9 protein-coding genes are annotated in these 13,966 nt (G+C 63.1%); 1 reads left to right on the forward strand and 8 read right to left on the reverse strand.

What is annotated here, in order from left to right:
• Positions 1-2 precede the first annotated feature (2 nt).
• From ACQ7C1_RS10305 to ACQ7C1_RS10335, 7 genes are all read right to left on the reverse strand, one after another.
• A complete protein-coding gene (locus tag ACQ7C1_RS10305; RefSeq protein WP_430958204.1) occupies positions 3-1,340 on the reverse strand; it encodes an HlyD family type I secretion periplasmic adaptor subunit in 1,338 nt (445 codons plus the stop codon).
• Positions 1,341-1,358: 18 nt separating this feature from the next.
• A complete protein-coding gene (locus ACQ7C1_RS10310) occupies positions 1,359-3,083 on the reverse strand; it encodes a type I secretion system permease/ATPase (protein WP_430958278.1) in 1,725 nt (574 codons plus the stop codon).
• Positions 3,084-3,165: 82 nt separating this feature from the next.
• Complete coding sequence (locus ACQ7C1_RS10315) at positions 3,166-6,726, reverse strand: DUF5801 repeats-in-toxin domain-containing protein (RefSeq protein WP_430958205.1); 3,561 nt, start codon at positions 6,724-6,726, stop codon at positions 3,166-3,168.
• Positions 6,727-7,327: 601 nt separating this feature from the next.
• Positions 7,328-7,753 (reverse strand): GFA family protein, encoded by a 426-nt coding sequence (locus ACQ7C1_RS10320; protein ID WP_430958206.1) that lies wholly within the window; start codon positions 7,751-7,753, stop codon positions 7,328-7,330.
• Positions 7,754-7,763: 10 nt separating this feature from the next.
• Positions 7,764-9,290, reverse strand: a complete 1,527-nt coding sequence (locus ACQ7C1_RS10325; RefSeq protein ID WP_430958207.1) for a S10 family peptidase — start codon at positions 9,288-9,290, stop codon at positions 7,764-7,766.
• 99 nt (positions 9,291-9,389) lie between these two features.
• Positions 9,390-10,679, reverse strand: a complete 1,290-nt coding sequence (locus ACQ7C1_RS10330) for a CynX/NimT family MFS transporter (RefSeq protein WP_430958208.1) — start codon at positions 10,677-10,679, stop codon at positions 9,390-9,392.
• Positions 10,676-11,353, reverse strand: coding sequence for a FadR/GntR family transcriptional regulator (locus ACQ7C1_RS10335; protein ID WP_430958209.1), 678 nt, complete (start codon positions 11,351-11,353; stop codon positions 10,676-10,678). The genes ACQ7C1_RS10330 and ACQ7C1_RS10335 overlap by 4 nt, the downstream gene beginning before the upstream one ends.
• Before the next feature lie 505 nt (positions 11,354-11,858).
• Between ACQ7C1_RS10335 and ACQ7C1_RS10340 the strand changes: the two genes are divergently transcribed.
• Positions 11,859-12,671, forward strand: a complete 813-nt coding sequence (locus tag ACQ7C1_RS10340) for a class II glutamine amidotransferase (RefSeq protein WP_430958210.1) — start codon at positions 11,859-11,861, stop codon at positions 12,669-12,671.
• Between the two features lie 35 nt (positions 12,672-12,706).
• Here ACQ7C1_RS10340 and coaBC read toward each other — a convergent pair whose 3' ends face one another.
• The gene (gene coaBC, locus ACQ7C1_RS10345; protein ID WP_430958211.1) at positions 12,707-13,915 is read right to left on the reverse strand and encodes a bifunctional phosphopantothenoylcysteine decarboxylase/phosphopantothenate--cysteine ligase CoaBC; all 1,209 of its coding nucleotides are present in this window, start codon (positions 13,913-13,915) and stop codon (positions 12,707-12,709) included.
• Between the last annotated feature and the right edge of the window lie 51 nt (positions 13,916-13,966).

Consider the following 13,966-nt stretch of genomic DNA (forward strand, 5'->3'; position numbering starts at 1 on the left):
GGCTATTTTTCCCGCATCGCCCGGCGGAAGTTCTGTGTGATCGGCTCGGCGAGGTAAGAAAGCACGGTGCGGGCACCCGTCCGGATCATCGTCTCGCTCGACATGCCGGGCAGCAGCTTGCGGCCCTCCAGCTTGGCAAGCTCGCTCTGGTCGATCACAACGGTCGCCGCGAAATAAGGCGCGCCGCTGCGTTCCTCCACCATCCTGTCGGCCGATACGATCTCCACGACGCCGTCGAGCGGCGGCAGGTTGTAGCGGGCAAAGGCCGGGAAACTGACGCGCGCCGGCTGTCCGGGAGCGATCGTCTCGACGTCCTCAGGTCTGACCATCGCCTCGATGACGAGCTGCTGTCCCATCGGCACGATCGTCATCAGCGTCTCGCCGGGTTTCACCACGCCCCCGGTCGTATGGACCTTCAGGTCCATGATGATGCCGTCGACCGGCGCGACGACATTGGTGCGGGCGAGCACGTCTTTGGCGGACCGTTCCTCCTGCCTGAGGTCGAACATTTCCGCCTCGACTTTGCTCAGCTCCTCGACGGCCTGGTTCAGCTGCAAGGTGTTGAGGTTGACGATCTGCATGTCGATCTCGGCCATGGCGCTCTTGGCGCGAGCGATGGCTGCGACATTGGTCGCGCGCTCCCCTTCGACTTCCCGCTGCTGCCGTCTGAGCAGCAGCCAACGCTCGCGGGTGACCAAGCCGCGCTTGACGAGGCTCTCGAGATCTCTGGTTTCGCCCTCGAACACCTCGATCTGCTTGTCCTCGGTAACGATGAGCTCCTGCAGCCCCGTTATCTCTTCCTCGGTCTGGCGGCGGCGCTGGCTGAGAATCTCTCGCTCGTCCTTCAGATTGTGGTGCTTGGCCGAAAACACGTCACGTTGGGCGGCCACCGCGTCCCTTGCCGATTTGGTGGGGTTTGCAAGCAGCGCCGGGTCGAACTCGATCTCGGCTTTGCCGTCGCGCTCTGCCCTCAGGCGAGCGGCCAGCGCCTCGCGCGTTGCGATCCGGTTCTGGACCAGATCAAGCCTTGCCCTCGCCTGCGTGTCATCGAGTTGGAGGAGGACCTTGCCGGCCTTGACGATGTCGCCGTTGGCGGCGGTCAATCCTGCAATGATCCCGCCCTCGAGGTGCTGGATGAGCTTGCGGTCACCGGCGACCTTGACAAGGCCGGGCGCCACTGCGGCGCTGTCCAACGGTGCCAGCGTCGCCCAGCCTCCGGCCATGCCGAAGAACAGGAACATGATCGCAAAGCCGGTGAAAGTTAGGCCCGTGAGACGCAGCGGGACCGGTGCCGGGGACGGCGAAACGGGTAACGGAACCACCTTCAGATCCTTTTTCATGGCGGTTTCGTTCCCTTGCTACTTCGCCACGATCGTCGGCATTTGAGCGACCTTGCGCACGCGCGCAGCGAGTTCATTGAAGACATAGTCGCGTGGGCCGAAGAGATCCTGTTGGCCACGATTGAGGACAAGGATCTTGTCGACCGTCTCCATGATGTTCGGTCGATGGGCGATCAGGATGACGGTCGTGCCCGCCGCCTTGATCGTGCCGAGGGCTGATATCAATGCCTCCTCACCGTCACGGTCCAGGTTGGAATTGGGCTCGTCCAGGATGACGAGCGCCGGGTCGCCGTAGAGAGCCCGCGCCAAGCCGATGCGCTGGCGCTGCCCGCCGGACAGCACCGCGCCGGATTCGCCGATTTCGGTGAGATAACCTTTCGGCAGTCCTTTGATCAGTTCGTGAACGCCCGCCAGCTGCGCGGCCTTGACGACCTTGTCGAAGATCACCGGGCTGAGTTTGGCGAAGCGGCAGATATTTTCGGAAACCGTCCCCGCGAAGAGTTCGATATCCTGGGGGAGGTAACCGACATGATGGCCACGGTCCTCCGCCGCCCATTGGGCGACATCCATGCCGTCAAGCAGCGCCCGCCCGCCGGAAGGGCGCCAGGCGCCGGCCAAAATGCGCGCCAGGCTGGTCTTGCCGGCCGCACTCTGGCCGATCAGGGCCATGGATTCACCCGGCTCGAGATGGAAGCTGATCCCTTTCAGGATATGTTCGCCACCCTGCCGGGAAAGCACGATATTGTCGGCCTCGAACCTCCCCGTCGGCCGCGGCAGCGCCAGAACCGGGGTTGCCTCGGGGTGCTGGCCTGCAACGGCGGTGAGGCGCCGGTAAGCGGCCCGCGCGCCGACCGTCGCCTTCCATGTGCCGATCGCCTGTTCGACCGGCGACAACGCACGACCCATCAGGATCGAGGCGGCGACCATGATGCCGGGGGAAGCTTCGTTGCGGAGAACGAGATAGGCTCCAAGCCCCAATATGCCCATTTGCAGGGCCAGCCGGTGACAGCGGGCGATGGCGGAAATGATGCCGCCGCGGTTGGCGGCAACGACCTGACCTTTGTTGGCTTCGTCCTGCTGCAGCTTCCAGCCCTCGAGCAAGGGTTTCAACATGCCCATCGCCTGGACGACCTCCGCATTGCGGATCGCCGCCTCCGCCTGGACATAGGCGCGCGACTGCGCGCCGGCAGCCTCGGTCAACGGCTTGCGTGTGAGCCATTCGTTGAGCAGGGCCAACACGAACAGCACTCCGCCGCCGCAGAGGGCCAGCCAGCCCAGCCAGGGGTGCATGAAGAAGATAGCGGCGAAAAACAAGGGCGCCCAAGGCGCGTCGAGGATCGGGAAGATGCTTGGGCTGGTGAAGAAGTTGCGCACCTGATCGAGGTCACGCAACGGTCGGGCGTTGGCCTGGCCGGGCGCCGAGGCGGCATATTCCACCGATGCGGTCAGCAGCACCGGCGCCAGGCGTGCGTTCATCCAGGATCCGACCTTTGCCAGAAGACGCCCGCGCACCACCTCCAGCCCCGCCATTGCCACAAGCGCGCCGGCCGCCATCAACGAAAGCATCGCCAATGTCTCCAGGCTGTGGCTGGACAGCACGCGGTGGTAGACCTGGAGCATGTAAAGCGCTCCGGTCAGCATCAGCACGTTGATGCTCCCGCTGAACCAGAGAAGCGGCCGAATGGCGCGTCTGGCCTCTTTCATCACCACCTGCAGGGCAGGGGGCTGCTGATTTGTTTTCATCATCATGTCTCTGGCCTACGAGATTCCATGAGCATGCAAAGACAGTGGGGGGCAGCCATGGCTGCCCCCTCCTCGTCAGTTATCAGGCGATGTCGACTAGGATGTGCTGCATCGCTGTCTGATCGCCATCGGCGTCCACCACATTGAAGGCGAAGTCGAGATTGGCATCCGGTGTCTGGGTCACGGTCGAGGTAAAGCCGATATCGGTGATCTTCAGCACGTCGTTATCGGTGGCGTCGAAGTCGACCAGACTTGACGTCGCATTGCTGCCGCCATTGGCGCCAGTCACCCTGTTGAGGTCGATCGCCGCAGCGGTGCCGGTGATCCCATTGCCCGACTGCATGATTTGCGCACCCTGCAACACGTAGTCTTCACCGGCGGCGTTGTAGTCGTTCTGCTCGACGATCACGAGGCCGTCATTATTGTCGAGCGTGAACTCGGTATTATAGGGCGCTGGGACCTGGCCGGTCTTGTAGATGTCGGCGTTCGACACATACATGGCCCGGGTGATCGTCGCATTGTCGTCGCCGTTGCCTGCGATATTGTCGGCGCCGTTCGTGTCGATCAGGTTGAGGATCAACATCAGGTCTTCGCTGTTGCCGATGCCGTCAAACTTGATGGCCATCGCGCCGGCGGTCGCCGTCGGGGTGAGGGCGAGGTCCTCGTTGGCAATGCCCACATTGCTGTTGAAGAACCGCAAGGTGAGCAGTTCGTCTTTCTGGATCGTGTCGCCGGCAACACCGTTGGTGCTCTGTGTTGCTGAGACCCAGGTTTCGTTGGTGTTGCTGACCATCTCGTGAGCGTCGGGGGTGAAGGTGGAGTCATTGGATGACCCCTCGCCATTGGTGGTCAGGCTGAACGGATGCGACCTGTCGATCAGGTTGCCGGTGAACTGCACGTAGAAGTCTTCGTCAGCCGGCGTGTTCGCGTCATCCGCCTGCAGCCGTTCCAATACGATCTGCGGGTGGCCGGTATTGCCCGTTGGCTCCTTGGACAGGAGCTCACTGGTGTGGAGCACGTCGAAGCTGAAGCCTTCGAGCGGGTCCGTCAGTTGTATTGTATACGTGTCGAGCGCCTTGTCGAAAACGAGAGTGCCGCCCGCCGTGCCAACCTGGTTGCCGGCCGCCGGATCCTTGTCATAGGTGAAGGTGAAGTTGAACGTCGCGGAGGTCAGGCTCTCCGAGGCGAGCGTCACATTCGAGCTGAGGAGGCTGCCGCCGCCGCCGCCGGTGATGGTGCCGGTCAGTCCGATCTGGACGCCGTTCGTCACGCTATCCTGGTCGACGAAGTCGGAGCCGGTTGCATAGAACGCGGCCGGGTGGACATCCGCGCCGATATTGTAGCCGAAGTCACCGCTGGCCGATGCGTTGAGCGTGTTGGCCAGGGTCTCATGCTGAATGCCTGCCAGAGCTGGGTTGCCGTCGAACGGCTTGGTGATTGTCGGCCCGTCATCCTCGAAATTGAGGTTCTGGCCGATATTGCGGGTTGCCAGGGCGTGATCGCCGTCACCGTCGGTGATGGTGGCGGTCAGGGTGACGAGATCGGCGGCCGCAAGGGTTCGGCTGTCGTCCGGGTTGCTAGCATTGTCATGGATGACCGCCCTGTCCTGGTCGAGGGTGACGACGCCGGCAGCGCTGACGCTGACAGTGAAGACGACAGGACCGCCGACACCGGCGCGCCCGACTACATTGCTGCCGTCCTTGAAGAGCAGCACGGACGCGCCGGTTTCGGTGTCGGTAAGGCCGCTGACATTGTTGTTCACGTTGATGTCGAGCGTATAGGAGATGGCTCCGCCGATTGCACCCCCGTCGGCGCCGGCACTCGAGGTGAAGGCGGTGGCGAAGTTGCCGGTGCCGTTCGTCCCCAGATCGGTCTCGTCGACTGTCACTTGCGGTGCAGTGGCGGCTGCCGTGATCGTCGGTCCGTCATCCTTGAAGGTGAGGTTCTGGCCGATATTGTGGGTGGCCGGCACGTGATCGCCGTCACGGTCGGTGATGGTGGCGGTCAGGGTGACGAGGTTAGCGGCCGCCAGGGTGGTGCTGTCGTCCGGATTGCTGGTATTGGTATGGACGATTGCCCGTTGCTGGTCGAGGGTGACGATGCCGGCAGCGCTGACGCTGACGATGAAGACGACAGGTCCACCGACACCGGCGCGCCCGACCACGTTGCCGCTTTCGAGGGAGAGCAGCACGGCTTGACCGGTTGCGGTATCGGTGAGGCCGCTGTTGCCCTGATTGATGCCAAGCGCATAAGTGATGGCGGTGGCGGCGCCCCCGTCGGCCCCGGCATTCGAGGTGAAGAAGGTCGAGAAGTCGGCGCTGGCATTATCCGCCAGGGTGGTCTCGTCGACTGTCAGTTGCGGCGGGGTGCCGGTTGCCGTGATGCTGGGCCCATCATCGTCGAAGTTGATGAACGACCCGACTTCTTCATTGTAGGCGTTGCCCACAGCACCGCTGAAGTGCACCTCCTTCACATCGAAGAAGTCTTTCTCGGTGTCGATATTCTTGATGGTAAATCGGTCGAAGGTTCCGCCAGCTCCGCCCGCGGTCGTGAAATCGACCGTCACGCCCTCTCCGACATTCTCGAGGATCAGTCCGGTTCCGCTGAGATTGACCGTGATACCGAGCTCAGCGGCTGTTTTTGTGACGCCGTTCAGCTTGAATGTCACGCCGGTGATGTTGATCTCGGTATCGTTATCGTCTGTGGGGAAGGCAGCGCCTTCGACATTGTCGTCATTGTTATAAGCGTGGATCTCGATGTCGGCGACGGTGCCGGTTGGCGTCGACTGCGAGACCGAGAAGCCGGCGCTGAAGACGTTCTCGATGTGAGAGCCGTAGTCGGGCGCGGTTGGCGTGTTGGTGAAATCCTTGCCCGCGCTCTGGGTGCCGCCGGTGATCAGGTCGATCTGGAGCTCGCGGCCGAACCGCACGTCCTGCGATGCGACACCGAGGCCCTGCGTGCTGACGTTGACTTCCGCCTGCACGCCACCGTCGTGAGCGGTGACGAGGATCTTCTGCGGGCTGGCTGCGTCGGCGTCGAGAATATACCAGTTGTTATGCCCGGACGGAGCGTCGCCAAGCTGGCTGAAATTGACCACCGAGGTTGCCGTAACCGACGCAAACACCTTGTTGGTCAGATCGATGCGGTCGTCGGCATTGGTCGCATCGGGATGGAGCAACGGCACGTACTGGACCGTGTAGAGGTCGGCATTGGTGGCGCTGGTGCTGAGGAGCGCCAGCGAGAAGGCGAGCGGCCCGGTTGCGGCGGGCGCAGTGAGCGGGTTGGTGGTGCCGATGACGCCGATTACGACGTTTGCATGGTTCGGATCCTGGAACAGCCAGACATAATTGCCATCGACGGTGCGAATGTTGCTGTTGACCCCGACCGTGGTGGAGTATGGGGTCCCGGAAGAGTTCTGGGTGAGAACGACCGCGCTGATGGTTTCCCCGGCGTTCGCCGAGGCCACGACGAAATTGCTCTGGTAGGCGACCTCCGGCGTGGTCAGCCCGCCGGCAGCGTCGCGGCTCAATAGATATTGCACCGTCGCATTGTCGTGTGGCGGAAGTGCCGGGTTGACGTCGTCGTCCTGCAAACCAGCGGTTTCGTCGATGATGAGATCTTGAGTTGTGATATCGAGTGCCATGGAGCTTCTCCCTCGGCTAGCTCGCAGAGGGTCACAGAGCCCGGATGCCGAACTGCATCCCCGGACCCACCCTCTTGCGTATTGAACCTAGAGCTCTCGATCGACTGCGATTGTGGTCGATCGAGAGAACTAGCTCATTCACAGTTGGAGGGTATTAAGACTAAAGTCCCTATACGCGTTACGACTAAAGTCCGCATCTAAGGCTGCTATGATAGCTTCTCTGAAGCCTACGTCCAAAAAAATGCAATACGAGGATGTAAAATTCAGAGGAAATCCACTGAGTACTGTGGCAACCTTCCGCGCCGTATGCGCGATTATCCCCTCATCTTCCATATACTATAAATTGATCTTAGATGCACTTAGCCAGTTCGAGCTAAGATCACAGCAATATTGACGGGTTCTCTTTTTGGGTGTTCGCGCAACACTGGAATTGGCGCCACCCAGTTCTGGGATGCCCAGTGGAAGTCAATTGACGGCGCTCGACCGGGGTGGTCTTTGGCTTGCGCCGTCGCCACAGGCGGCCCATCAACATGGCGGCCCGGCAACTCAACGCGCTGACAAAGCGGCCGATGACCGAATGCGGCCTAACCCCCTCCATTAGTCAGGTCCTAAGGATCTTGGCTCCGTTAGCCTCGCTGTCGAACCGCGGCAGCGGCTCGATATTCGCCACCCACGGCAGAGCCGACCGGCACCATATCTGTTTCTTCGGCGTCAGGTCTCGCCGCTGGTCGATGCTACCGACGCGGATGCCGATCGCGCGGCCTTCGCCATCCGTGCGGTAGAGTGGCGATCCGCAATTCGGACAGAAGAATTGCCGGCTGAGGGCGCCGCTGTCGCCATGTTTCGTATACATGTGCGGCTCGCCGGAAATGAGCGTGAAGCTTTCCGGTTGCGCCGCCGCGGTGACGCGATAGGCCGAGCCCGTCAATCGCTGGCAATCGGTGCAGTGGCAGATCGAGATGCGTTCCGGATCGATCTCCGCCTGATAGCGGATTGCGCCGCAATGACATCCTCCCGTTATATGCATCGGCAACTCCTCAATCCGCCGGCTGTGCGGCCGGGCGTGCGGCATAGAAGGCCTTGGCATCGGCCGTGAAGGCGGCCCGTTGATCGGCTTGCGTGTAGAACATATGGCCGCCATGATAGAGCTTCAGCCCGACGCGGCCACCTGCGAGCGACGGCGGCAGGTGGTCGACCACATAGCGGCTGACGCTGTACGGTGTCACCAGATCGCTGTAGCCATGCGCGATCAGCAGATGGAAGGCCGCGTTCGAGGCGAGCAGTTGCCTGATGTCGTCGGTGGCGCTTGCCTGGAAGGGTGATCCGCCGCGGCCGCCGCCCCATTCCCAGCGCCGGCTGATGTCGCTGTCAAGCAGCGAATAGGTCATTTCGGTTTTGAAGCCGAGCTCGTTGCGGGCATAATCGGCGAAGGCGCCGCCATAGGCGCGGGTGAAGCCGTCCAGGATGGCGTCGTCGCCGCGATCGTAATCCGATTCCGGATAGGGATCGGGCGCCGCGAAGGACGCATCGTAGGGGCTTGTCACCTGACCACCGTCGTCCGAGTGCTTGACGAAGGAATTGCCTGGGAAGCCGCGGTTGCGGGCGATGATATCCTGCGGAATGCCGGTTAGCCCGGCGATCCTGCCATAGAAGGCTGCAGCATCGGCGCCGGTCGGCGGCGGGCCGGCGAGCGTCGTCAAATAATCGCCAAGCGCGAAACGCTCCGCTTCCCTCTGCTTCTCCTCGGTAAAGCCATTTTGCCGGTCGAGTTCGGCCGCAGCCAACGACGGCAGCTCGAGTGCCGCACCGAGCGCGAACTGGTCGGCATCGAACATCAGCTGCCCTTCCAGCAGCGGCGAGAGCATCACGGCGCCGGCAACGACAATGCCCTGGCTTTCCTGCAGGGTGGAGGCGACCTTGGCGGCGCGAAAGCCGCCGTAGCTTTCGCCGAGCAGATATTTCGGCGAGTTGGAACGGTTGTTATGCGCGACATAGAGCGCGATCGCCTTGGCGATGCTCTGGGCATCCGAGTTGACGTTGTAATAGTTGGCGGCATCGTCGGCCTTCGCCGTCCGGCTCCAGCCGGTGCCGATCGGATCGATCAGCACGAGATCGGTAAAGTCGAGCCAGCTATGCTCGTTATCGGCGAGTTTCGCATGGGCGCCGTCGCGTGCCTGAAGCCCGAAATCGAGCACTTTGGGCCCGACCAGCCCGAGATGCAGAAAGGCGGAGGCCGCGCCCGGCCCGCCGTTGAAGACAAAGGTCAGCGGCCGATCCGGCCCGCCGCCCCTGGCAACATAGGCGGTGTAGAAGATCGCGCCGGTCTGTGCTCCGTCCTGACCGAACAGATCGAGCGTGCCGGCGGTCGCCGTATAGGCGATCTTCCGGCCGTCGACCGTCAGCTCGTGCTCGGTGACGGAGTCGGCCGGCAGCAGCTTCAGCACGCCGTCGCGCGCGCTGCGCTCGACATTGGCCTGGCGCCCGCCGCTTTCCTGCGCCGGGGAAAGGGCAGGCCAGAGCGATGGCACGAGGGCGGTCAGCAGAATCAGGGTTCGTAGGCGCAACGTTTTGTCCTCCCGCGAATGCAGGCTGAGATAGCGCAGCATCCGCGTCTGACGACCGGCATCAAGAGATGGTGATGGGCCGGTGAGGTGCAGGGCCGCTCAGAGTTTCTCGACCGCGTGCACATTCACTTCCAGCGCCCGGCCGGCCTTCCAGCCGTTGATCGAGGCCCCGAGCCCGAGTGCGATGAAGAGAGCCGCACACCAGGAAAAGCTGCCGGTCCAGCTGCGGATCAGGCCGACGATCAGCGGCCCGATGGCGGCGAGGAGATAGCCGACGCATTGCGCCATGCCGGAGAGATGGGCGGCAACATCGGGATCGCGCGAGCGCAACACGATCGTAGTCATGGCGGCCGCGATCAGCCCGCCCTGGCCGATGCCTTGCAGCACCGCCCACAGCCAGACGCTCGAAAGCGGGGCAAAGAGCAGCCCGAGCAGGGCGATGACGGCGACGCCGCAGAGGCCGGCATTGATCCATCGCTGATCCCGGCCGCGCACGGCGACATGCGGCACGACAAGGCAGGACGCCGCCTGCACCATGACCGAGAGCGAAACGATCGCTCCGGCCGTGACGCCGTCGAGGCCGCGTTCGCGCAGGATCGGAACGAGCCAGCCGAAGACGCAATAGGCCAGAGCCGATTGCAGCCCCATGAACAGCGTGACCTGCCAGGCGAGCCGGTCCCGCCAGAGGCCTTTGACGCGAAAGCCGTTTCGCCTTCCTCCGGCGCCGCCGCGAAGGACCTGCGGCAGCCAGATCAGGCCGACGGCGAGCGCCGGCAGCGCCCAGGCAGCGAGCGCGCCGTTCAGAGAGCCGCCGAGCGCATGCTCGATCGGCAGCGTCAGCCCCGCCGCACTGGCAGCACCTGCGCAGAGCGCCATCGTATAAAAGCCGGTCATCAGCGCGGCGCGCGTGGGGAAGTCCCGCTTCACCAGTCCCGGCAGCAGCACGTTGCCGACGGCGATGCAGGCACCGGCAAGGGCCGTGCCGATGAAGAGCAGCGGCAAGGAGGAAAGCCCACGTAAGGCGGTGCCGAGGGCGAGCAATAGGAGAACGCCGAGCAGTGTGCGCTCCGAACCGATGCGCTGGGCAAGACGCGGCGCAAGCGGCGAGAAGACGCCGAGGCAGACGACCGGCAGCGTCGTCAGCAGGCTGGCGCCGAGCGCGCTCAAGCCGAGCTCGGTACGGATCTCAGGCAGGAGTGCCGAGGCGCTCGAAAAGACTGGGCGCAGGTTGAAAGCGATGAGCACGAGGCTCGCGCCGAGCAGCAAACTGGCTGCTCCATCCCGCACCGGCGTCGCCTCTAGGGCGGGAAGGCTGGCAGCCTCGGCATCGATCAGCAATTCGTCGGCCACGTCAAGCGTGACGGCGGCATTGTTAGCAGGCGTGCTCATGACAGGATCATTCGATCGAGTGCGGCAAGAACGGGGGCCATGAAGCGGCGCACCGCCGCATCCGCCTGATCGGGATCGCCGGTTTCGATCGCATCGACAATATCGACATGCGCCTGCATGTCGGGTTCGGGAATATCCTTGCCGAGCGTCGCCGCAATGGTGTCGGCGATCGAGGCCGAGAAGAAATCGTAGATTTCGATCATCGCCCAATTGCCGGAAGCAGCGATGACCGCCTTGTGAAAGGCGAGGTCCCGTTCGATGAAGGCGGTTTCATCGCCGCCGGCGTAACTGCCGCGTTCGTTCAGCAGCCGGCGCAGCTCGGCTATCACCTCCGGCGTCTTGCGCATCGCCGTCAGTCGTGCCGCCTCGACATCGAGGGCGCAGCGCGCTTCGAACTGATCGCGCAGGCTGGCGCGCCGCGCCATGGTCAGCGGCCGGCCGGCGTCGCTGGTCGAGCGCACATAGGTGCCTGATCCCTGCCGCGTTTCGAGATAACCTTGGGAGACAAGCACCCGCACCGCCTCGCGCACCGTGCCGCGGCTGACGGAGAGCGTGGCCGACAGCGATGCCTCGTTCGGCAGCTTGTCGCCGACCGCCCAGCGCTTGCCGACAATGTCGCTGCGAATTGCCTCGATCGCTCCATCGGCGAGATTGGTCTTGCTGAGCGCCTGCATCTTCTACTCATAAAGTCATCAGATGACTTTATGAGTAGAAGAATTGCCGTCTTTTGTCAATGTTGGGAGGCGGGCAATAAAAAAGGGCCGCCTCGGCGACCCTTTCCATGAGTTTGGCCTCGAACTGGCCTGGACTGTCAAAGCAGCCCCAGGAAGGCGGGTCTTAGAGCGAGGGCTGCCTCGCTTTCATCACCTCTTCCATGCCCGATACGAGGTCCGAAATCTCATTAGACATTGGATCACCTTCCTTTCTTTCTGTTGCTGATAGGGAAAAGGTAGGACGATTCGCGCCAGATGCAAGAAGAAATTGCACTCGAGACATCCACTCGGGGCGGACCCGCGTTCACAAAAGAACACAGGTTTTCGCCGAATTTGAAGTTCCACTCGGTCACCAAACCGTCATGATCGGCCTGCAAATCAGTCGCGCGTTAAGCTGTTATTAGCCGTGGCGTTCGACAATTTAGAGCATGCCCGCCGATGCCGCGGGTTCCGGAGCAAAAGAGCCATGTGTCGCTGGGCAGCCTATCGCGGAGACCCTCTCTACCTCGAGGAGCTGGTATCCTCGCCGGCCCATTCGCTGATCGAGCAGTCCCATTGCGCCACTCGTGCCAAGACCGCGACCAATGGCGACGGCTTTGGCATCGCCTGGTATGGCGACAGGCCGGAGCCCGGCCGCTACCGCGACATCCTGCCGGCTTGGTCGGATTGCAATCTGAAGAGCCTGGCGCGGCAGATCCGCTCGCCGCTCTTCCTCGCCCATGTCCGTGCCGCCACCGGCGGCGGCACCCGCCGCGACAATTGCCATCCCTTCACGCATGAGACCTGGTCATTCATGCACAACGGCCAGATATCGGGCTTCGAGCGTCTGCGTCGGCCGATGGAGGCGATGCTTGATGACGAACTGTTCAATGCCCGCAGCGGCACGACCGATTCCGAGCTGATGTTCCTGCTGGCGCTGCAGTTCGGCCTGCGCGAGGCGCCGGTCGCCGCGATGGCTGATATGATCGGCTTCGTCGAAGATCTCGCCGAAAGCATCACCGGCTCGATCCTGCTGCGCTTTACCGCCGCCTTCTCCGACGGCAAGTCGCTCTATGCGATCCGCTATGCCACGGATCGCAAGGCGCCGACGCTCTACGCCTCGCCCGTCGGTGCCGGCTACTGCCTCGTCTCGGAACCCTTGAACGACGACGTCGACGCCTGGGCGGAGATTCCCGACGGCAGCGCCGTCATCGTCGGCAGAGACGGTATCAATGTCGCGGAATTTCGGCCGGAAAAGCCGAGCAAGACCAAATCGCAACGCATGGCTATCTCGGCATAATCCCTTCCGAAAAACGGGATCGATTTTCGAGGGGACTATGCGTGGAAGCGTTGGGCGATCAGCGCCGCCAGCCTTTCGGCGACCTCTTCCTTCGTCAGGTCTGGCCATTGCTCGACACCGTCGTGGCGAATGAGTTTGACCCTGTTGCGGCTGCCGCCCATGATGCCCGTCGCAGCAGAAACGTCATTGGCGACGATCAGGTCGGCGCCCTTTCGCTCGAGCTTCGCCTTGGCATTGCTTTCCACGTCCTGGGTCTCGGCGGCAAAGCCGATCACCAGCCTCGGCCGCATCGTGTGATGTCCCAGCGTTTTCAATATGTCGGGGTTCTCGGTCAGCGCCAGCGTCGGAATGGATTCGCCCGGATGTTTCTTCAGTTTCTGGTCGGCGGCGGAGGCCACGCGCCAGTCCGCCACCGCCGCCACCATCACGGCGATATCGGCCGGCAGCGCCGCCAGCACGGCATCGCGCATTTCCTCCGCCCGCTCGACATGGACGACATTGACGCCGACCGGATCGGCGATCGTCACCGGCCCGGAGACGAGCGTCACGTCGGCCCCGAGCCTCGCCAGCGCTGCGGCGATCGAGTGTCCCTGCCGGCCGGAGGAACGGTTGGCGATGTAGCGCACCGGGTCGATCGGCTCATGGGTCGGTCCTGATGTGACGATCGCCTTGTGTCCTTTCAGCGGCTTTTCTCCGTCGTCGAGCAGGGTTTCGGCGGCCGCGACGATCTCCAGCGGCTCCGCCATCCGGCCGAGCCCGGCCTCGCGGCTCTCCGCCATCTCGCCGGCCATTGGCCCGATGAAACGCACGCCGTCGGCTCTCAGCGTCGCCGCATTGCGCCGCGTCGCGGGATGCGCCCACATGCGAGGGTTCATCGCCGGCGCGGCCAGCACCGGCCTGTCCGTCGCCAGTAGCACGGTCGAGGCGAGATCGTCGGCAAGACCGTTCGCCATTTTCGCCATCAGATCGGCGCTGGCGGGGGCAATCAGCACGAGATCGCAGTCGCGCGCCAGCCTGATATGGCCGACATCCTGTTCGTCCTGGCGCGAAAACAGATCGACAAAGACATGGTCAGCCGCTAGTGCCCCGACGGCCAGCGGCGTGACGAATTCCTGCGCGCCTTTGGTCATGATCGGACGCACGCTTGCGCCGCGCTCCCGCAGCCGGCGGATCAGATCCAGGCTCTTATAGGCGGCGATGCCGCCCGAGATGATGAGGAGGATGCGTTTGCCGCTGAGAGCCATGGCCTTCTACCCGTCGCCCTTTTCTGATTGATCTTGACCCTAAGCCTTTGG

It is taken from the genome of Rhizobium sp. Nf11,1 (assembly GCF_050587665.1).
Taxonomy (GTDB): Bacteria; Pseudomonadota; Alphaproteobacteria; order Rhizobiales; family Rhizobiaceae; genus Rhizobium.